Here is a 20,239-nt window from a genome sequence, read left to right as displayed (position 1 = left end):
GTCGACTGGCAGCACGCGTCACCCGGTTCCCCGGCGGCGTCGACAAGTCATCGAGGAGCGTGATGTGAGCGGTCTGCATCTACCCCAGCGCGTGCGGCACCATGCCGCAGAGCGGCCCGGAGCACCGGCCGTGACGTGTGGTGACACCACGCTGACGTACGCGGAGCTCGACTGGCGGACCAATCGGATCGCAACCGCGCTGTCGGCGTTGACATCCGGGGGCGGCCGGGTCGGGGCACTGCTCCGGATGCGCACCGAGGGGGTCGAGACGTTCGTGGCCGCCGCCAAGTCGGGGCTGGTGTTCGTCCCGCTCAACTGGCGACTCCCGCCCGCCGAGGCCGCCGCGATCGCGGTCGATGCCCAGCTCCAGGTGCTGATCGTCGAATCCGAATTCGCCGCCGCCGCGGACGCCGTCCGCGACGCGCTCCCGAGTGTGGTCGTGGTGGTCGTCGACGCCGCCGACGGCGACGTTCTTCCGCCCGGCACCTGGACGTGGGACCGGCTGGTCACGTCCGGCACCGCCACCGATCCGGGTCTCGGGGACGACCCCGACGCCGAGGTGCTGCAGCTCTACACATCGGGCACCACGGGCTTCCCGAAGGGCGTCGTCGCGACGCATCGCAACCTGCACAACGAGCCGCAGGGCCTGCTGATCTACCGCTGGAAGCCCGGCTCCGTGGCACTCGACGCCATGCCGCTGTTCCACATCGCGGGTGCCGGCTGGATGAGCACGTGCCTGTCGGCCGGCGTCCACGTGGTGCTGCTCGGCGCGTTCGACGCCCGGCAGGTCGCCGAACTCGTCGAACGGCACCGGATCACCCACGCCTTCCTGGTTCCGTCGACCATTCAGATGCTCCTCGACGTGCCCGACCTCGACCGCTACGACGTGTCGAGCCTCGAACTGGTCGCCTACGGTTCGGCGCCGATCACCACCACTCTGCTCCGGCGCGCGATCGATCGGCTCGGCTGTGGATTCGTGCAGCGCTACGGAATGACCGAGACGACGGGCTCGGTCACCGCCCTCGCCGTCGAGGACCACGACCCGTCCGGGCACCGCGCGCACCTGCTGCGTTCCGCCGGCAAACCCATGCCCGGTGTCGAGGTCGAGATCCGGGACGTGGTCACCGGCGACCGGCTTCCGGTGGGCGAATCCGGGGAGATCGTGTGCCGCTCACGCAACAACGTCACGGGCTACTGGCGGCGGCCCGACGAGACCGCGCAACTGCTCACCCACGACGGTTTTCTGCGCACCGGCGACGCCGGGCACATCGACGAGGAGGGCTACCTGTTCGTCACCGACCGGGTGAAGGACATGATCATCACGGGAGGCGAGAACGTGTACCCGATCGAGGTCGAATCGGTGCTCGCCGAGCATCCGGCGGTCGCCGAGGTGGCAGTGGTCGGCGTGCCGCACCGGACGTGGGGTGAGTCCGTGACGGCGGTCGTCCGGCTCGTCGATCCGGCGAACCAACCTGACGAGCAGGACCTGATCGCGTTCACCGCCGCCCGGCTCGCGTCGTACAAGAAGCCGCGGGAGATCGTCTACGTCGCCGAACTTCCGCGCGGAGCGAGCGGCAAGATCCTCAAACGCACCCTGCGCGAAGGGCTCCGCGCGACGGAGGTGCCGTCGTGATCGTCACCGAAGACGTCGGTACCGTCCAGCGCGAGGCCTGGGCCCGCGGCGTCCTGCCACCGGTCGAACAGGTACGACCCGGATTGTGGTCGATCCCGGTGCCGATGCCGCGAAACCCGTTGCGCTACGTCCTGATCTACGCGCTCGCGCTGCCCGACGGCCTCGCCCTGATCGACGTCGGCTGGGATTCCGAAGAATCCTGGCGGGCCCTCGTCGACGGCATCGCCGAGACCGGGCACCACGTCACCGACGTCCGGTACGCCGCCGTCACCCACCTGCATCCCGACCACTTCGGTCTCGCGCCGCGGCTGCGGGAGGTCAGTGGGGCCGCGCTCGCGATGCACGGCGCGGATGCCGCACTCCTCGGCCACCATTCGCCGGAGGACGCCACCGCCGACGAACAGCTGTGGAACACCCAGCTCGCCCAACTCGGGGCCCCCACCGACATCCTCGCGGCCGCCCGCGTCGACCTCGTTCGCCTGGGAGCGGGCGAATCCATGGACGTCGTGCTCGATGACGGCACTCCCCTGGACCTTCCGGGCTGGGATCTGCGGGCGGTCTGGACCCCGGGGCACACTCCCGGTCATCTGACCTTCGTCGACGACACCCACGGGCTGATGTTCAGCGGCGACCACATGCTGCCCCGCATCAGTCCCAACATCTCCACGGTCCCCGGCGAGCTGGAGAACCCGCTGCACCGCTACCTGCTGTCGCTGCACGCCACCACCTCCATGCCCGACGGCGAGGTGCTGCCGGCCCACGAGTACCGCTTCCGGGGCATCGCCGACCGCGCCCGGCAGCTGATGGGTCATCACGAGGAACGCCTCGCGGAGATCGTCGACGCCCTGGGGGTGCGCCCCGAATCGACGGCGTGGGAGATCTCGCAGCACATCTCGTGGTCGCGGCCGTTCGAATCCATGTCCGACCGCCTGCTCCGCCTCGCGGTCCGCGAAACCCATGCCCACCTGCTCGTTCTGGCCGACCGCGGGAGCATCCGCTCACTCGGCGGGCACCCCGAACGCTGGACCCCGACACCGTAAGGAAGACACCCCATGAGCGTGGTTCTCACCGAATTCTCCGACGGCGTCGCCGTCATCACCCTGAACCGGCCGGAGGCGAAGAACGCCGTCGACCTCGAGGTCGCCAAGGCACTCGCCGCCGCGATCGACGAGTTCGAGGTGCGGCCCGACCTGACGATCGCGATCCTCACCGGCGCCGGGGGAACGTTCTGCGCGGGCATGGATCTGAAGGCGTTCACCCGCGGGGAGCGGCCGTCGCTGCCCGGACGCGGCTTCGGCGGCATCACGGAGGCCCCGCCGACGAAGCCGCTGATCGCCGCGGTCGAGGGCTGGGCGCTGGCCGGCGGCTGCGAATTGGCACTGTCGGCCGATCTGATCGTCGCCGCCCGCGACGCCAAGTTCGGCATCCCCGAGGTCAAGCGGGGGCTCGCCGCCGCCGGCGGCGGCCTGCTGCGACTGCCGAAGGTGCTGCCGTACCCGATCGCGATGGAGATGGCGATCACCGGCGACCCCCTCACCGCCGAGGTGGCGCACGCGCACGGACTCGTCAACCGGCTCACCGAGCCCGGACAGGCCCTCGACACCGCACGCGAACTGGCGGCACGGGTCGCCGCCAACGGTCCCCTCGCCGTGCGCGCCACCAAGCAGGTCGTCGCGATGTCCGCCAACTACACCGACCCCGACGCGTTCATCGGGCAACGCCGCTTCCTCGATCCGGTGTTCGCTTCCGAGGACGCGCAGGAGGGTGCACGCGCCTTCGCGGAGAAGCGCCCGCCGGTGTGGCGTGGCCGCTAGCCGCATGATCGGCACAGCCCGCATCACGGCTTCCGTACGATGACCGCGTGGACCTGCATCTCGTCACCTACTTCGTCGCGGTAGTCGATCACGGCGGGATCACCAGGGCCGCGCAGTCCCTCTACATCTCGCAACCGTCGCTCTCGCAGGCAATCCGCACACTCGAACGCCGCCTCGGTGTCACCCTGTTCGACCGCACCGGGCGGCGTCTCGAGCTGACCGAGGACGGCCGCACCCTCGACGTCGCCGCCCGCCGCATCCTCGCCGACGTCGAACGGGCCAAGGCGAAGGTCGCCGCCGTGCGCGAACTCGTGTCCGGCCGCGTCGACGTCGTCACCTACGCGGCGTTCTCGATCGATCCGATCGTCGATTTGGTGCGCCGGTTCCGGGAGCAGTACCCCCGCGTGACGGTCCGCATCATCGACGCCGACGGCCCCACCGGCGTCCTCGGCGCCCTGCGCCGCGGCGAGGCCGAACTCGGGGTGATCGACCTGTCCGTCGACCACAGCGCACTGCGCTCGGTCCCCATCGGCGACCAGGAGCTGGTACTCGCCCTGCCCGGCGCCCTCGCCGAGACGCTTCCCGATCCGGTGCCCCGCTCGGCCGTCCGCGACATTCCGCTCGTTCAGGATCTCGGGGACAAGAGCGACGCGGCGCTGATCACCGAGCTCGTCGGCGAGCCCGCGAACGTCGTCATCGACTGCACGCACCCGGGCGCCACGTGGGAGCTGGTGATGCGCGGCGCGGGGGCCACCGTCCTCCCCCGCCTCGTCGCCGAGGAACAGTTGCGCGGGGTCTCGATCCGGTCGATGACGCCGAAGCTGACCCGTCCCGTCGGTCTCGTGCAGCGGTCCGGGCCGGGATCACCGGCGGCCTCGGCGTTCGTCGCGATCGCGCAGGCCACCCGAACACCGGCACCCGAGTGAGGAACTGAGCACATGGAGTTGCGTCAGGTCGAGTACTTTCTCGCCGTCGTGGAACACGAAGGCATCAACGGGGCCGCCGCGTCGCTCGGTGTCGCACAGCCCACCATCTCGCAGGCATTGCGCGGGCTCGAGCGGGAACTGGGTGTGCAGCTGTTCCACCGCATCGGCCGGGGCATGGTGCTCAGCGCCGCAGGGCGCAGCATGGTCGGGCCGAGCAGGCAGATCCTGCGCGACGTCACCGCCGTCGAAGACCTCCTCGCCACCTCCGACGGGGCACTCGCCGGCCGACTGGACATCATGGCGTTTCCGGCGTTGGCGATCGGACCCCTCGTCGACCTCGTCACCGAATTCCGGCGAACCCACCCGAATGTGATGGTCCGGTTGGGTGAATTGAAAGACGAGGCACAGGCCGGGTCGCTGATCGAGGATGGCCACTGCGAATTCGTGGTGGCCCACCTACCGCTGGACGACGCCCGCCTGGACGTCGTCGAACTCGGCGAACAGGAGTACTGGCTCGTGTACCCACCGGGCACCGGCCTGCCGGACGGTCCCGTTCCGCTCGCCGCGCTTCCCGACATCCCGATGGTCTTCGTCCCCCGCGGCCACTCCGTCGCCAACGAGATCGAGGAATCGATCCGTCGCGCCGGCGCACGCCCCACTCTCGCGGCGCTGTCCGATCACCGCGAGGCGCGACTTCCCCTGGTGCTCGCGGGAATAGGCGGGACCCTGCTGGAACGGTCGATCGCGGAGGCGGCCCAGGACCGCGCGGTGGTCCGCCGCGCGGAGCCGACGATTGCCCGCACCTTCGGGATCGCATTCGATCCCGACATGCTCTCCCCGGTCGGGCACGCGTTCGTCGAACTCGTGCGGGCGGAAGGTTACAGCGCGAGCAGGTAGCTCTTGGCCGCGGCGTACTCGGAGACGAGCCGGTCGACGAGTTCCGCCGTCGGTTGCACCGAGCGCACGGTGCCGATCCCCTGTCCGGACCCCCAGATATCGCGCCATGCCTTCGTTTTGGCGGTTCCACCGCTGAAGCTCATGGCGGACGGGTCGGAGTGGGCGAGGTTGTTCGGGTCGAGTCCGGCGGCCTCGATGCTGCCGCGCAGGTAGTTGCCGTGCACCCCGGTGAACAGGTTGGAGTAGACGATGTCGGACGCGGTGGAGTCGACGATCATCTGCTTGTAGCCCTGGTCTGCGTTGGCCTCTTCGGTGGCGATGAACGCGGAGCCGATTTAGGCGAGGTCGGCGCCGGCCGCCTGCGCGGCGAGGACCGAGCGGCCGTGGGCGATGGAGCCCGACAGCAGGACCGGCCCGTCGAACCATTCGCGGATCTCCTGGATCAACGCGAACGGCGACAGGGTGCCCGCGTGTCCGCCCGCGCCGGCCGCGACGGCGATGAGGCCGTCGGCGCCCTTCTCCACGGCCTTCTTCGCGAACGTGTTGTTGATGACGTCATGGAGGACGATGCCGCCGTAGCTGTGGATGGCGTCGTTGACGTCGGCGCGGGCGCCGAGGGACGTGATGACGATCGGGACCTCGAACTCGACGATGGTCGCGAGGTCCTCGTCGAGGCGGTCGTTGCTCTTGTGGACGATCAGGTTGACCGCGTACGGCGCGGACGGTGTCTCCGGGTTGTTGGCGTCGTGCTTGGCGAGGGTCTCGGTGATGCGGGTGAGCCATTCACGCAGGACGGGCTGTGGGCGGGCGTTGAGCGAGGGGAAGGAGCCGACGATGCCCGACGTGCACTGGGCGATCACCAACTCGGGACCCGAGACGATGAACATCGGGGAGGCCACAGCCGGCAGGCGCAGGCGATCGGACAGCACGGAGGGTAGAGACATCGGTTCTCCTGATGAGGGGGAGTCTTCTGGTGCAAGCACTTCCAGGTCCGACCAGTTCAGCACGCGGTCCGGGCGTGGACAAAGACACATCGCTGATGGTCCGGTTAATCGGAACCTATGGCGCTCGGCGGTAACCATAGGTTTCACCTCATCCGGTGTATCCCAGAACGACATTGCGGCGGAACGTCCCCGGTGATCGACTGGCTGGGCGGCACGGCGTCGACCACTCCGGCGTACGCCGAGAACCGCGCCGACGTCTGGAGCCGCGTATGAGCATCGAAACCGTCACCTCGACCACAGGCACCGAATCCGCCGAACGCGACGTTCTGATCAGCCGGGACGGCGCGGTCGCGACGATCACCCTGAACCGGCCCACACGGCGCAACGCCATGACCCTCGACTCGTGGATCGCGTTGCGTGAGGCACTCGGCGAACTCGCCCTCGACGACGCCACCCGCGTCGTGGTCCTCACCGGCGCGGGCGACGACTTCTGCACCGGCGCAGACCTCGACAAGCGCACCCCCATGCACCCGCTGAACCGCATGCGCCAGATCAACGCGACGGCGCTGGCGGTCGCCGAGTTCCCCAAGCCGCTGATCGCGAAGGTTCGCGGCTACGCCGTGGGAGCCGGCTGGAACCTGGCGCTGCTGTGCGACCTGCTCATCGCCTCGCGCGACGCGCAGTTCAGCCAGATCTTCGCCAAGCGCGGCCTGTCGGTGGATTTCGGCGGCTCGTGGCTCCTGCCGCGCATGGTGGGACTGCACCGCGCGAAACGTCTGGTCATGCTCGCCGAGATGATCGACGCCGAGCAGGCGGATGCGCTGGGACTGGTCAGCGAGCTCGTCGAGCCGGACGAATTGGATGCCACGGTCGCCCGGTTCGCGACCAGTCTTGCCGCGGCGCCGACGGTGGCCGTCATGCAGTCGACGCGCCTGATCGAGGACGGCACGACGTCGTCGTTGCGGGAGGCACTCGAGAACGAGGCGCGTTCGCAAGCGGTCAACTTTGCAACCGACGCTCCGGCCGCACTACGCGCATTCATCGAGAAGCGTCCCCCTGCGTTCAGCGGGGAGTGGCAGGTGCAGCAACCGTGATGGTCGGGCCGTCGATCGCACAGAAGCTGTGGCACAGCCGAGTGACGATCCGCGGCCCGCGTTCGGGATCGAACCACCGATCTATGTGCGCCCAGTGATAGGGGTGTGTCATATACGGCCCGAGCAGCCCGTCCAGGTTCGCGTACTCCTGCTCCCAGACGTGGGTCCACCGCGCGGAACCGGCCGATTCGTGCACCCGGCTCAGCTGCGAGGTCCCGATCGTGCGGATGTGGGTCGGCATCGCCCGCGTCTCGGATTCGAAGCGCTCCACCACCGCCGGGTCGACCGAATCGTCCACTGAGACAAACAGCGTCCGGTAGACGGTCGGTTCGAGAGGACCCAGGGCGGGAGTGGGCACGCCCGTGTAGCCGACGCTGTCGATGTGCCCGATCTCGGGGATGCGTAGCTGTGCCGTGATGTCTGATTCGACAGCGCGCCAGTGGGATTCGTCGTCGAAGTGGAGGTGCGCGATCACGTCGCCCCCGTTGATTCCGCCGGGCAGGGTCGGAGTCACGAGAACGCGCCGGGCCGTGGGCGCAGCGACCTCGCGCAGCCGGCCGGCCAACGCCGCACCGGTGGAGGCATCCGCGTCGGCGACGAGGTGAACGAGCTTGGTCACCTTAAACATCGGTCATCGCCTCCACATCCGCGGGCGAGCAGGAGACGGTGCGTCGGCGGGTGGTGAGGAACTCGTCGGCGTCGGCCCACCAGTTGAGCACCTCCGCATCGTGGCGTGCGAGAAGACTCTGCCGCCACCACGCGCGAGCGCCCCGCAGAGTCCAGCTGACGGTCAGGGTGTTCGACTGGTCCTCCAGCCATACCGGCGGGGAGACGAGCACGCGATCGAGCGTCAGGCCACGCGCAATCGCGCCGGGCACATAGCGCTCCAGGTAGTCGGCGAGAAACGCGCGAGCCTGCCCGGGCTCGGCCACCATCTCGTCGACGATGTACACGATCGACTCGGCCGATGCCATCGGCGCTCCCTTCTTCCCCCCACCAGGACGGTAGGGGGAAGTAGGAAGCGCTCCACAGAGTTGCTTCCACCCAGCGGGAGAAAAACGCTAGGTCGTCGCGGTGGCGAGTTGCTCGCGCAGCTTCGTCTTGAGGATCTTCCCGGCCGCCGACGTCGGCAGCTGCTCGACCACCACGACGTCGCGTACCTTCTTGTACGGCAGCACCCGCTCGGCGACGAACGAGGACACCGCATCCGGATCGATCGTCACGTCCGGCATCGGCACCACGAACGCCACCGGCTCCTGCCCGACGCTGCCGGCCTCCCTGCCGACGACGGCAGCCGAGGACACGTCCGGATGCGAGACCAGAATCTCCTCGAGCTCACGCGGATACACGTTGTAGCCCTTGTAGATCAGCATGTCCTTGGTGCGGTCGCAGATGAACAGGTACCCGTCCTCGTCCAGGTAGGCGATGTCACCGGTGTCGAGCCAGCCGTCGACGTACTGCTGCGCCGTGATCTCCGGATGGTTCAGGTAGCCGTCCGTGACCTGCGGGCCGCGGACCCACAACTTGCCGCGGGTGCCGGCCTCCAGCACGGCGCCGGAGTCGTCCTGGGCACGGATCTGCACCTCCGTGTCGAACACCGGCAGCCCCACGCTGCCGAGCTTGTACGCGACAGAGCCGGTCAACGGTGCGGAGGCGACCAGGCAGGTGCCCTCCGTCAGCCCGTACCCCTCGACCACGCTCGCCGACGGGAACGCCCGGACCAGCGCCTCGAGCGTCACATGATCGATCGGCGCCGCACCCGACGACACGACCCGCACCGAGTCGGTGTCTCGAACGACGGCGTCGGGGTGGGTGGCGACGGCATGCCACATTGCCGGACTGCCGGTGATGTACGTGGCGCGGTGCGTCTCGATCAACTCCAGCATGCGGCCCGGCTCGAACCGCCCGGCGAACACCTGGGTCGCCCCGCACAGCAGGAGGAACGACATGTTGATCAGCGCGTGCGCGTGGAACAGCGGCGACACGACGACGGTCGCTCCGGCGCCGGGCACCACACCGCGTTCCCCGAGACTCTCGACGGGGCGCAGTTCGATCCCGCCGTCGGCGGTGGCGCGCACCTCGTGACCCGCGCGCCAGGCGATCATCTGGGTCACGTTGGCGAGGACGTTGCGGTGCAGTACCCGCACACCTTTGGACAACCCGGTGGTGCCGCCCGTGTAGGCGAGGTGGGCGACGTCGTCCCCGGACACCTTCGGGGTGAACGGTGCGGTGGCGTATCCGCGGACGAACTCCTCGAACCCGAACTGACCGCGACCGACGCCCGCGGGGAGTCCGGCCACCACGATGGTGCGGACGGTGGTGCCGCTCGCCGCCTCGGTGAGAGTGTCCAGTTGTCCGGGCTGGGTGACGGCGGCGACCGCCGCCGTGTCGACGATCTGCGAGCGCAGGCCGGGGCCGGGTTGCAGCGGGTTGACCAGGGTGACGGTCGCGCCGGCCCGCAGTGCGCCGTAGTAGGCCACGACGAATTCGATGCAGTTGCCGAGGTGCAGGAGCACCACGTCACGCTCGGTCACCCCCGCGTCCCGCAGGGCGGCGGCGAACGCGCCCGACCGCTGGTCGAGCTCGCGGTAGGTGCACACCGTGTCGCCGTCGACCACTGCGGCCTTGTCTCCGTACAGGTCCGCCATGCCGGACGGAAACGCCGCCAACGTCAGGTCGGGGTAATGCAGTACCGGTGCAGCAGAATTCACGTTCGGTCCCTTACTCGTCAGCGAGGTGCCATGCGGATGGCACCGTCCAGGCGGATGGTCTCGCCGTTGAGGTAGCCGTTCTCGAGGATCTGGCAGGCGAGCTGCCCGAACTCGCTGGGCTTGCCCAGACGCGACGGGCCCGGCACGGACTTCTCCAGCGACGCGCGCACGTCGTCGCGCAGCCGGGCGAGGAGCGGGGTGTCCATGATTCCCGGCGCGATGGTGCACACCCGGATGTTGCGGCTGGCGAGGTCACGGGCCGCGGTGACCGTCATGCCCACGATGCCAGCCTTCGATGCGGTGTAGTTGATCTGGCCGATCTGACCCTCGAAGGCGGCGACGGACGCCGTCAGCACGACCGCGCCGCGCTCGCCGTCGATCTCCTCCTGCCGCGCGATCCGTTCCGCGCCGAGGCGCAGGGCGTTGAACGAACCGACGAGGTTGAGCCGGATCACGAACTCGAAGTCCTCGACGGAGCCTGCCTTGCCGTCGGAGTCGAGGATGCGCATCCGGCGTCCCGCCCCGGCGCAGTGCACGATGCCGCGCAGGCCACCACGGTCGTCGGCGACGTCGAGTGCGGCCGCGAACTGCTCGGAATCGGTGACGTCGGCGGGAGCGAACTGGGCGGCGCTGCCCAGTTCCTTCGCCGCCGCCTCCCCGTCGGAGTTCGGGAGGTCGATGAGCGTGACCTGAGCGCCTGCGTCGACGAGGCGGCGTGCCGTCGCGAGTCCGAGACCGGACGCGCCGCCGGTGACCGCGGTCGAGATTCCCTTGAGTTCCATCGTGCGGGTGTTCCCTTCGAAAAGTGTTGTCGGATCAGAGAAGTTCGAGGATGGTGGCGTTGGCGAGGCCGCCCGCCTCACACATGGTCTGCAGTCCGTACCGGATGCCGTTGTCCCGCATGTGGTGGACGAGTCGGGTCATGAGGATCGCGCCGGAACCGCCGAGCGGGTGACCGACGGCGATGGCGCCACCGAGCGGGTTCAGCCGGTCCGTCGCGGCGCCGGTCTCCGCCTGCCACGCCAGCGGGACGGGAGCGAAGGCCTCGTTCACCTCGAATGCGCCGATGTCGTCGATCTTCAGTCCGGACCGGGACAGTGCCTTCTCCGTCGCGGCGATGGGTCCGGTCAGCATGATCACCGGGTCGTCGCCGGCAACGGCACAGGTGTGGATGCGGGCCATCGGGGTCAGACCGAGTTGCGCGGCCTTCTCGCTCGTCGTGACGAGCAGCGCACCGGCGCCGTCGGAGATCTGCGAGGAGTTGCCGGCGTGGATCACGCCGTCCTCCTTGAACACGGTCTTCAGCTTGCCGAGAGACTCTAGCGTGCCGCCGCGGCGGATCCCCTCGTCCCCGGCGAGGACGTCGGAGAGCGGTGCGAGTTGCCCGTCGAATGCGCCCCGGTCCGCGGCGTGCGCGGCGAGTTCGTGGGATCGCAGCGCGTATTCGTCGAGCACCTGACGGGAGAGCCCCCACTTCGCGGCCATCATCTCGGCGCCGGTGCCCTGGCTGAACCCGTCGACGCCGTACCGGTCGAGGACGGCCGCCGGGAAGTGCTCGCCGTTCTTGCTGGCGCTGCCCATGGGAACCCGGCTCATGGACTCCACACCACCGGCGACGACGACGTCCTCGTGGCCGGCGATCACGGCGGCGGCGGCGAAGCTCACGGCCTGCTGGCTCGATCCGCACGCCCGGGTGAGCGTGGTGCCCGGGACCGTCTCCGGCCAGCCGGCGGCGAGGACGGCGGTGCGGGCGACGTTGCCTGCCTGCTCCCCCACCTGGCTGACACAGCCCCAGACGACGTCGCCGATCTCCTCCGGGGAGAGATTGGTGCGCGCCACGAGGGCCTCGAGGACGTGCGCCGACAGATTTGCGGGGTGGATTCCGGACAGGGAACCGCCACGCCGCCCGATGGGCGTGCGGACGGCGTCGACGATCACTGCATCGCGCATGGTGTGTTCCTTCGATCTGAGGGGGTCACTCGAATCAATCACGGGCGATGTCGTCGGCACAACGACTTTCGGCCGATCAGAGGGTTAGTTCGTGCCTATGTCCGCAGCGTCACCCCGGACGAGTGTCTTGTCGCGCTCGGGGTTCGCGAAGACCAGGGCGCCGACGGCGCAGACGGCGGCGACGAGTCCGAGCGACTGGAACGCGGTGGCGTAGCCCTCGGCGGGCGAGGCAGCCGCGTCGACGATCAGACCCGTCGCGTAGGGGGCGACGAGGCCGCCGATCGCCATGACGGCGAGGAAGACGCCCAGGGTGCCCGCGGTCTGACGGGGCGGGCAGATCTCCGAGATCGCCGCGTTGAGCAGCGGGAACACCGACGCGGCGAAGCCGTAGCCGACGGAGACGACGAGGACGGCGATGGCGGGTGCGGTGATGGACGGGAGTGCCAGCAGGATCGCTCCGCAGATCAGCACCCCGACTGCGGGGACGATGACGCGGACGACGCGGGACGTCGAGCCGCGTGCGAGCAGACGGTCGCCGATCACGGACGAGAGCAGCATCAGGATGAGCCCGGCGATGCTCGGGAACGCGAACATCGAGCCGGCCTGGAGGCGGCTGTATCCGAGGCCCACCTCGAAGTACGAGGGCAGCCACGTCAGAACCACGGCGACCAGCGCGTACACGCTCATGACGAGAAGCGCGCCGCTGATGAACGTCCGGGTCCGGAAGATGCGACCCCACGGCACCGCCGGTTCGCCCGCGTCACCGGCGGCCGCGGAATCGGCGCCCTTGCCGCTGCGAATGTACGGGCCCTCGCTCCAGACGGTCAGCCACACGACGCACCACAGGACCCCGATGACCGCCAGCGCGACCAGCGCGTAGCGCCACCCGAACGTGACGGTCACGAATGCGAGAGCAGGCGCGACGGCGATCTTGGCGATGGACGCGGCACCGGCGAGCAGAGCGCTCGGCAGTCCGCGCTTGGCGGGTGCATGCCACGAGTACGCCGCAGTGTGGAGCAGCGCGGAACTCGGCCCCTCCGCGAGCCCGAGCAGCAGGCGGCTGACCAGCAGCACCGCGAAAGACGCGACGACCACGAGCGGGAGTATCGCGACGGACCAGGCGATCGCGAGCAGCAGCAGCGCCCACCGCAGCGACATCCAGCGATTCAGCGCGCCGGCGAAGAACCCGCCGACGGTGAAGGTCAGGAAGAAGAGGCTTCCCACCAGCCCGATCTGCGAGGCACTCAGTCCCAGCTCGTGGGCGAGCGGTTGGGCGATGATGCCGAGGACGGCCTTGTCGGCGTAGTTGACGACGTAGAGCAGCACGAGGAGCCCGGTCAGGCCCCAAGCGCGGCTGCGGGACTCGGAACCGATGGCGACGGTCCGGTCGAGGATGGCAGTGGAGCGGGTCACGTGGTGATCCCTTCGGAAGCGGGGTGGCGTGGGTCACAGTGTCACGGTTCATTCAACGTACCGGGGTGCCCGTGATCAATACGCACTCGGCGAAGGCACCGGCTACGTCTGCCTATGTGTCGGCAGAGTCGAGGAGCCACGCGTGCATTGGACTGCGCTATCCGACCGATAGCCGAACGCCCCTAGCCGGACCCCCGCGGATCGGGCATTCTCATCCCATGAGCCGCCTCGCCCAGACTTTCGATCCGACGAACACTCCGAGGTACGGAAGATAATCATCGGCAAGGTCGTACTACGCAGTTACGCACTGTAATTCGAAGGAGAAAGCCCGTGCAGCGTACGGTGTTCAACGAAGATCACGACGCGTTCCGGAAGACGATCCGCGACTTCATCGCCAAGGAAGTCGCCCCCGTCCACCACGAGTGGGAGGGCGAAGGGCATCCCCCGCGCGACTTCTACCGTCGTCTCGGGGAGCTCGGGGTACTCGGCATCCAGGTGCCGGAGGAGTTCGGCGGCGGCGGTGAGAAGAGTTTCAAGTTCGCGGCGGTGGTCGGCGAGGAGACGGCGGCCGCCGGAGTCACGTTCGGCAGCTACTCGGTGCACACCAACCTGATCCTGCCGTACCTGCTCGAGTACGCGAACGACGAGCAGAAGCAGCGGTGGCTCCCCGGATTCGCGTCCGGCGACATCATGTTCGCCATCGCGATGACCGAGCCGGGAACCGGTTCGGACCTCGCGAACATCGCGACGTCGGCCAAGCTGTCCGACGACGGGTCGCACTACGTCCTGAACGGCGCGAAGACGTTCATCACCGGTGGCGCGCTCGCCGACCGGATCCTCGTGGTGTGCCGCACCGCGCCCAGCACCCCCGAGGACCGCCGGGCCGGTCTCACCATCCTCGTCGTCGACACCACGTCCGAGGGTTTCGCGGTGGGTCGCAAGATCGAGAAGATCGGCCTGAAGGCCTCGGACACCGCCGAACTGTCCTTCACCGACGTCAAGGTGCCCGTGGCGGACCGACTCGGCGACGAAGGTGCCGGTTTCAGCTACCTCACCCACAACCTCGCCCAGGAACGCCTCTCCATCGCGCTCGGCGGGTCGGCGACCGCGGCCGCGGCGTTGCAGCACGCGATCGCGTACGTGAAGGAGCGCAAGGTGTTCGGCAAGCCCGTCGCGGCGTTCCAGAACACCAAGTTCGTGCTCGCCGAGTGCGCCACCGAGGTCGAGGCGATCCAGCTGATGGCCGACCGGGCGCTCGAACTGCACGACGCCGGCGAACTCACGGTGGCGGATGCCGCGAAGGCGAAGCTGTTCTGCACCGAGGCCGCGGGCCGGGTCATCGACAAGTGCCTGCAACTGCACGGCGGATACGGCTACATCCTCGAGTACCCCATCGCGCGCCTGTACGCGGACACCCGCGTCTCCCGCATCTACGGCGGCACGAGCGAGGTCATGAAGACGATCATCGCGAAGGATCTCGGCCTCTGACCCCACACGCCAACAGTATGGGCGTACTGTTTCAGGCGAGGAGGACTATATGTGGGATCCGAACAAGTACCTCGCCTTCGCGGACCATCGCGGGCGCCCGTTCTACGAGTTGCTGTCGCGAGTCGACGCGCGGTCACCGCGCCGCGTCGTCGACCTCGGCTGCGGCCCGGGAAACCTGACCGTCAGCCTGGCCGAACGTTGGCCGGACGCCGTCCTCGAGGCCTCCGACAGCTCACCCGAGATGGTCGAGGCCGCGCGTGAACGCGGCCTCGACGCCGGCAGGCAGGACGTGCGCGACTGGACGCCGAAGCCCGACACGGACGTCGTCGTCTCCAACGCCGCCCTGCAGTGGGTGCCCGAACACCGGGAGTTGTTGCGTCGCTGGCCGGCTCAGCTGCCGTCGGGGGCGTGGATCGCAGTGCAGGTTCCCGGCAACTTCGACGCGCCCTCGCACGCAGTCGTCCGGGACCTCGCTTCGAGCGACCGATGGTCCCGGTTGCTGCCGGACGCGCCGTTCCGGGAAAGCAAGGTCGTCGACGATCCCACCGACTACGCCGGTCTACTCGCCGACGCCGGGTGCGCCGTCGATGCCTGGGAGACCACGTACGTGCAGCAGCTGACCGGGGAGAACCCGGTTCTGGAGTGGATCACCGGCACCGCGCTCCGCCCGGTCAAGGACGCCCTCTCGGCGCCGGAGTGGGACCGGTTCCGCGAAGAACTCGTCCCGCTACTCGACGAGGCGTACCCCCGGCGACCGGACGGCAGCACATTCTTCCCGTTCCGGCGCATCTTCGTCGTCGCCCAGGTGCAGTGATCGACCAGGTGTAGTGATCGACCGGCTCAGCCGTGGTGTCTGCGGTACGCCGCGGCCGCGCCGGGGTGCAGCGGAACCCCCGCGGTGACGATCAGCGACTGCCGGTCCAGGAACTGGCTGCCGGTCGCCTGATCCGGCACCAGTTCCGCCGCGTGGTCGATGAGCACCTCGACGATGGCGCCGGCGGCGCTGTCCGAGACGGCAGGGTCGGCGAGCAGCAGGTTCGCGAGACCGATCGTCGCGACCGACGTCTGCTGTCCGTACGTGCCGGGCGGTATCAGCACCGGCTCGTAGCGGGGGCCGAAGCGCTCCCGCAGCAATTCCAGTTCGGCGGACAGGTCGAGTAGACGCAGCGGGATCCCGAGATTCGCGAACGACGGCGTGGGCACTCCGCCGGCCCACAGAACCGCGTCGACGGTGCCGTCACGCAGCGCCTGCCCCGCGTCGGTCATCGACAGGTGCAGACGCGTCACGTCTCCCGGACCCGCCAGACCGAGCACCTCGAGGATCCGTTCGCCCGTCAGTTCCGCGCCGGAGCCTGTGGCACCCAGGCTGATTCGGGTACCTCTCAGTTGCGAGGTGTCCGAGATCCCTGAATCGGCGCGCACCGCGAGTTGCATGTAGTTCTCGTACACCTTGCCGATGGCGGTGAACCCGGCGCCGGCCTCGAGAGCCGCCACGGCGGCGTCGGCGAGGCTCAGGGCGAGTTCCGCGTCTCCGGATGCCAGGGCCGCCAGATTGTCCATCGACCCCGCGGTGCGGACCGGGACGATGCTCACCGGCAGTGCGGCACGCTCCGCGGCCTGGGCCGTCAATTGGGCGAACTCCCAGAAGAATCCGCCCTCCTCTCCGGCGGCGAGTCGCAGCGGATCGCGGTCGCTGTCCGAGCACGCGGCGAGCAGCGAACCGGTGGCCGCGGTCGCTCCGGCGGCGACGACGCCGCGTAGAAGTGCACGTCGGGTGATCACGGCGCCACCGCCGGCAGTGTCAGCGTCACCCGGAGTCCGTGTGGCTGCTCCGCGGCGATCGTCAGCGCCCCACCGCCGCCCTCGACGAGCGCGGTCGCGATGGACAACCCGAGCCCGGTGCCCTGCTGCGCCGCGCCGGACCCGCGGAAGAAGCGTGACGACAGTTTGCCGATCTCCTCCTCGCTCACCCCGGCCCCGTCGTCGCTCACCCGGATCTCGATTCCCGCGGCCGACCGTCCCGTGTCGATCCGGACCGTCGAACCTCGACCGGCGTACGCGTGCGCGTTGCTGAGCAGGACGTCCAGGACCTGCGCCAGGTGACTCGACCGGAAGTCGGCGACCAGCGGTTCGGCCGGTTCCCGGAGCACGAGGTCCATCCCCGACTCCGCGAGGGCCTCCGTCCAGGCGTCGGCACGGTCCGCGAGGACGGCACCGACGTCGCATCCGCCGTGCCCGGACTCGTCCTCGGCGGCGTCGAAGTCAGCGGAGTCCGCGGGCGATTCGGCGACGGCCAGCGCCAGCAGTCCGTCGAGGATCCCGCCGAGCCGATCGACCTCCATCCCCGTGCGACGGTACGTCTCGGCCCCGGCCTCGGCGACGTGCGGGCCGAGGGAATCCAACCGGATGTGCAGGGCCGCGAGGGGGTTTCGGAGCTGATGGGCGGTGTCGGCGATCAGCTGCCGCTGCGCCTGACCGGACGCCTGGACGGCGCCCGACATGGTGTCGAACGCCTTCGCGAGTTCCTGAACCTCGGGTGGCCCGGTGTAGCTGCCGGACGGCCGCCCCGTGCTGCGCCGCGCCCGCGGACGCGGCGACGGGACGGCGTCGGTGAGGGCGCCGACCCTGGCGGTGAGCGCCCCGAGCGGACGAACGGTCCACCGGGACAGCGCGATCGCGACCGCGGTGACCGCCGCCAGCGCGACGAGCGCCCCTGCGACGATCACCACCCACGACGTCCGGATGGACTCCCGTGCGGCGCGGGTGGACACGTCCAGGACGACGGCACCGTCCACCTGCGCGCCCGTTCCGACGGGCACGGCCGACAGGACACGGTCCGCCGACCACGGTGTCAGCGAACCGCTGATCCCCTGCTTCTGGTTGCGCAGTCCCGCCGTGACCGCCGCGGCGACGTCGGCGTCGTCCGGCGACAGTCCGGCGCCCGCGCGGAGGTTGCCTCGCGCGTCGACGATGAGGACGCCCTCGCCGTACAACTCGTGGTAGCGGGCCACCTCCTCCCGCAGCAGCGTGGTACTTCCGGGGGCCTGGGTCTGTCCGGCGAGGCTGGCGAAATGCGTCGCGTCCGCCTCCCTGCTCAGCCGCAGGGCCTGGGTTCTCCCGGCGCTGGTGGCCAGCGCCAGCGGGACGGCGAATGCCACCACCGCGACGGCCGCGAACACCAGCAGGACGGCGAGCACACGGCGGCGCACGTCAGGTGCCCCAGCGGTAGCCGTACCCGCGGATGGTCGAGATGAGCCCGGGCCGGCCCAGTTTCGCGCGCAACCCGGTCATGTGCACGTCGAGGGTGCGTGAGATGGCCACGTACGCGTCGCCCCACACCGCATCCATCAGTTGTTGGCGGCTCACGGCGGCACCGGGACGGGTGACGAGCACCTCGAGAAGCTCGAACTCCTTGGCCGTCAACGCGACCGGAGCGCCGCCGACCTCCACCTCGCGTGCCGCCAGATCGACCACCACGTCACCCTCGGTGACCGTCTGCTCGGCCGAGGCCGCGGTCGCGCGGCGACGCTGGGTCACGACGTCGAGCCGCGCCAGCAATTCCGCGAGCCGCGCCGGCTTGACGAGGTAGTCGTCCGCCCCGCCCCGCAGGCCCCGCACCACCGACCGTTCGTCGTCGCGGGCGGTGAGGATCACCACCGGAACGTCGCTGACGGCCCGCAGCTGCCGGAGCACCTGCAGGCCGTCCGCGTCGGGGAGACCGAGATCGAGTATCACCGCGTCCATACCGCGATGGCCGAGAAGGAGATCGGAGCCGCGCCGCATGCGCACCGCCTCGTGGCCGTGGGTGGCCAATGCTTCCACGAGTGCGTCGCCGACTCCGTCGTCGTCCTCGACCACCGCGATCTGCACTTCTCTTCCCTTCGATCAGCTCCGCGAGTCGACCAGCTCGACGTCGTCGTCCGGGGTGTCCTCCCGGCTGGTCGTCCGGTCGAGCGGCGAACCGTCCGAAGTCTCACGCATGAAGAAGTAGACGACGAGCGAGATCGCGATGCACCCGGTCACGTAGTAGAAGAATAGCGATTCGTGGCCGGCCCGCTTCAGGGCGAGGGCGACGGTCTCGACCGTTCCGCCGAAGATCGCCAGCGTGAGCGCGTACGGCAGCCCGACCCCGAGCGCGCGAACCTTCGTCGGGAACAGCTCGGTCTTCACGATCGCGTTCACCGACGTGTACCCGGTGACGACGATCAGCCCCAGCATCATCAGGCCGAACGCGACCAGGGGGTTCGTCGTGGTCCCGAGCACCGTCATCAGGGGGACGGTGAGCACGGTTCCGCCGATCCCGAAGAAGATGAGCAACTTCCGGCGACCGATGCGGTCGGACAGTGCGCCGCCGATCGGCTGCAACACGATGAACACCAGCAGGGCAGCGAAGTTGATCCACGCCACCGTGTCCTTGGAGATGCCGGACGTATTGATCATGTACTTCTGCATGTACGTGGTGTACGTGTAGAACGCCACGCAACCACCGAGCGTCAGGGCGCACACCAGCAGGCACTCGCGGGGGTACTGCAGCAGCATCCGGAGCGAACCTTCCTTCGGCCCACCGTCCGAGGAGTCTGCGTCACGCTTCGCCTCCACCTCGTCGGTGAACGCCTCCGACTCGTCCATCGTGCGACGGAGCCACATCACCGCGACGGCACCGGCGGCGCCGATCAGGAACGGGATCCGCCAGCCCCACGACTGCATGGCCTCCGCAGGCAACGTCAGCTGCAGGATGATCTGCACACCCAGTGCGATCAGCTGCCCGGCGACAAGCGTGACGTACTGGAAGCTCGAGTAGAACCCGCGCCTGCCGGGCGACGCGACCTCGGCCAGGTACGTGGCGCTGGTGGCGTACTCGCCGCCGACCGACAGTCCCTGCAGCATCCGGGCGATCACCAGAAGGACCGGTGCCACGAGCCCGATGCTCGCGTAGGACGGCGTGACGGCGATGACGAGCGAACCCGCCGCCATCACGGTCACCGACAGGGTGAGCGCCGATCGGCGTCCGTGCCGGTCGGCGTACCGTCCCATGATCCAGCCGCCGATCGGCCGCATCAGGAATCCGACCGCGAAAACGGCTGCCGTGGAAAGCAGCTGCGCGGTGGTGTCGCCTTCCGGGAAGAACTCCTTCGCGAAGTACACACTGAACGCCGCGTAGACGTACCAGTCGTACCATTCGATCAGGTTGCCGACCGAACCTTTCAAAACATTGCCGATGACTCGGCGCTCACCCGTCGATGTGGTGCTCACGCGGGACTCCTCTCGATGCTCTGGATCTCTGCGTTCACACCACAGTGGGTCACGTCACATCGATACGGAAGGGCCGCGGAGCCTTCCTAACACTCCCTTAGGGAAGAGCCCCCGTG

General features: G+C 69.2%; 18 protein-coding genes and 1 pseudogene. 8 read left to right on the top strand and 11 right to left on the bottom strand.

Annotated features, from left to right (window positions below; translation table 11 throughout):
- The first annotated feature begins 64 nt into the window (after positions 1–64).
- Genes QM693_RS20310 through QM693_RS20290 form a run of 5 tightly spaced genes read left to right on the top strand, consistent with a single transcriptional unit; the run spans position 65 to position 5,270 of the window.
- Positions 65–1,633, top strand: a complete 1,569-nt coding sequence (locus QM693_RS20310; RefSeq protein ID WP_283353269.1) for a long-chain-fatty-acid--CoA ligase — start codon at positions 65–67, stop codon at positions 1,631–1,633.
- Positions 1,630–2,673, top strand: a complete 1,044-nt coding sequence (locus QM693_RS20305; RefSeq protein ID WP_283353268.1) for an MBL fold metallo-hydrolase — start codon at positions 1,630–1,632, stop codon at positions 2,671–2,673. The genes QM693_RS20310 and QM693_RS20305 overlap by 4 nt, the downstream gene beginning before the upstream one ends.
- Positions 2,674–2,685: 12 nt before the next feature.
- A complete protein-coding gene (locus QM693_RS20300; protein WP_283353267.1) occupies positions 2,686–3,447 on the top strand; it encodes a crotonase/enoyl-CoA hydratase family protein in 762 nt (253 codons plus the stop codon).
- A gap of 47 nt (positions 3,448–3,494) precedes the next feature.
- Positions 3,495–4,373 (top strand): LysR family transcriptional regulator, encoded by an 879-nt coding sequence (locus QM693_RS20295; protein WP_280780379.1) that lies wholly within the window; start codon positions 3,495–3,497, stop codon positions 4,371–4,373.
- 12 nt (positions 4,374–4,385) lie between these two features.
- Positions 4,386–5,270 carry a LysR family transcriptional regulator gene (locus tag QM693_RS20290; RefSeq protein ID WP_283353266.1) on the top strand — a complete coding sequence of 295 codons (885 nt, stop codon included), beginning with the start codon at positions 4,386–4,388 and terminating at the stop codon, positions 5,268–5,270.
- Here QM693_RS20290 and QM693_RS20285 read toward each other — a convergent pair.
- A pseudogene (locus QM693_RS20285) lies at positions 5,252–6,214 on the bottom strand (NAD(P)H-dependent flavin oxidoreductase). The gene QM693_RS20290 and the pseudogene QM693_RS20285 sit on opposite strands and share 19 nt — an antisense overlap.
- Positions 6,215–6,483: 269 nt before the next feature.
- On the opposite strand from QM693_RS20285, the gene QM693_RS20280 reads away from it, so the two are divergent.
- Positions 6,484–7,308 (top strand): enoyl-CoA hydratase/isomerase family protein, encoded by an 825-nt coding sequence (locus QM693_RS20280; RefSeq protein ID WP_283353265.1) that lies wholly within the window; start codon positions 6,484–6,486, stop codon positions 7,306–7,308.
- Here the strand turns inward: QM693_RS20280 and QM693_RS20275 are convergent.
- The 6 genes from QM693_RS20275 to QM693_RS20250 all read right to left on the bottom strand — a co-directional run bounded on the left by QM693_RS20275 (position 7,277) and on the right by QM693_RS20250 (position 13,382).
- Positions 7,277–7,936, bottom strand: coding sequence for a Dabb family protein (locus QM693_RS20275; RefSeq protein WP_502942657.1), 660 nt, complete (start codon positions 7,934–7,936; stop codon positions 7,277–7,279). The genes QM693_RS20280 and QM693_RS20275 overlap by 32 nt on opposite strands.
- The gene (locus QM693_RS20270; protein ID WP_283353263.1) at positions 7,929–8,282 is read right to left on the bottom strand and encodes a hypothetical protein; all 354 of its coding nucleotides are present in this window, start codon (positions 8,280–8,282) and stop codon (positions 7,929–7,931) included. The genes QM693_RS20275 and QM693_RS20270 overlap by 8 nt, the downstream gene beginning before the upstream one ends.
- A gap of 87 nt (positions 8,283–8,369) precedes the next feature.
- The gene (locus QM693_RS20265) at positions 8,370–10,019 is read right to left on the bottom strand and encodes a class I adenylate-forming enzyme family protein (protein WP_283353262.1); all 1,650 of its coding nucleotides are present in this window, start codon (positions 10,017–10,019) and stop codon (positions 8,370–8,372) included.
- Between the two features lie 17 nt (positions 10,020–10,036).
- The gene (locus QM693_RS20260; protein ID WP_005261389.1) at positions 10,037–10,801 is read right to left on the bottom strand and encodes an SDR family NAD(P)-dependent oxidoreductase; all 765 of its coding nucleotides are present in this window, start codon (positions 10,799–10,801) and stop codon (positions 10,037–10,039) included.
- Positions 10,802–10,835: 34 nt separating this feature from the next.
- On the bottom strand, positions 10,836–11,969 hold the full coding sequence (locus QM693_RS20255) for a thiolase family protein (protein WP_283353261.1): 1,134 nt from the start codon (positions 11,967–11,969) through the stop codon (positions 10,836–10,838).
- An 84-nt stretch (positions 11,970–12,053) separates the two neighbouring features.
- Positions 12,054–13,382 (bottom strand): MFS transporter, encoded by a 1,329-nt coding sequence (locus QM693_RS20250; RefSeq protein WP_283353260.1) that lies wholly within the window; start codon positions 13,380–13,382, stop codon positions 12,054–12,056.
- Between the two features lie 330 nt (positions 13,383–13,712).
- Between QM693_RS20250 and QM693_RS20245 the strand changes: the two genes are divergently transcribed.
- Positions 13,713–14,870 (top strand): acyl-CoA dehydrogenase family protein, encoded by a 1,158-nt coding sequence (locus tag QM693_RS20245; RefSeq protein WP_280780387.1) that lies wholly within the window; start codon positions 13,713–13,715, stop codon positions 14,868–14,870.
- A gap of 49 nt (positions 14,871–14,919) precedes the next feature.
- A complete protein-coding gene (locus QM693_RS20240) occupies positions 14,920–15,684 on the top strand; it encodes a trans-aconitate 2-methyltransferase (RefSeq protein WP_283353259.1) in 765 nt (254 codons plus the stop codon).
- Between the two features lie 26 nt (positions 15,685–15,710).
- Here QM693_RS20240 and QM693_RS20235 read toward each other — a convergent pair whose 3' ends face one another.
- From QM693_RS20235 to QM693_RS20220, 4 genes are read right to left on the bottom strand one after another with little or no spacing between them, the layout of a single operon-like run.
- The gene (locus QM693_RS20235) at positions 15,711–16,652 is read right to left on the bottom strand and encodes a TAXI family TRAP transporter solute-binding subunit (protein ID WP_283353258.1); all 942 of its coding nucleotides are present in this window, start codon (positions 16,650–16,652) and stop codon (positions 15,711–15,713) included.
- The gene (locus QM693_RS20230) at positions 16,649–18,079 is read right to left on the bottom strand and encodes a sensor histidine kinase (RefSeq protein ID WP_283353257.1); all 1,431 of its coding nucleotides are present in this window, start codon (positions 18,077–18,079) and stop codon (positions 16,649–16,651) included. The genes QM693_RS20235 and QM693_RS20230 overlap by 4 nt, the downstream gene beginning before the upstream one ends.
- A gap of 1 nt (position 18,080) precedes the next feature.
- Positions 18,081–18,740 carry a response regulator transcription factor gene (locus QM693_RS20225; RefSeq protein WP_005261382.1) on the bottom strand — a complete coding sequence of 220 codons (660 nt, stop codon included), beginning with the start codon at positions 18,738–18,740 and terminating at the stop codon, positions 18,081–18,083.
- A 15-nt stretch (positions 18,741–18,755) separates the two neighbouring features.
- Positions 18,756–20,123, bottom strand: a complete 1,368-nt coding sequence (locus tag QM693_RS20220; RefSeq protein ID WP_283336290.1) for an MFS transporter — start codon at positions 20,121–20,123, stop codon at positions 18,756–18,758.
- Positions 20,124–20,239 lie beyond the last annotated feature (116 nt).

The sequence above is a fragment of the Rhodococcus sp. IEGM 1305 genome, assembly GCF_030058635.1.
GTDB lineage: Bacteria > Actinomycetota > Actinomycetes > Mycobacteriales > Mycobacteriaceae > Rhodococcus_F > Rhodococcus_F opacus_D.
Note: the sequence above shows the minus strand (reverse complement) of the source record. Positions and strands in the feature narration are given on the sequence as shown.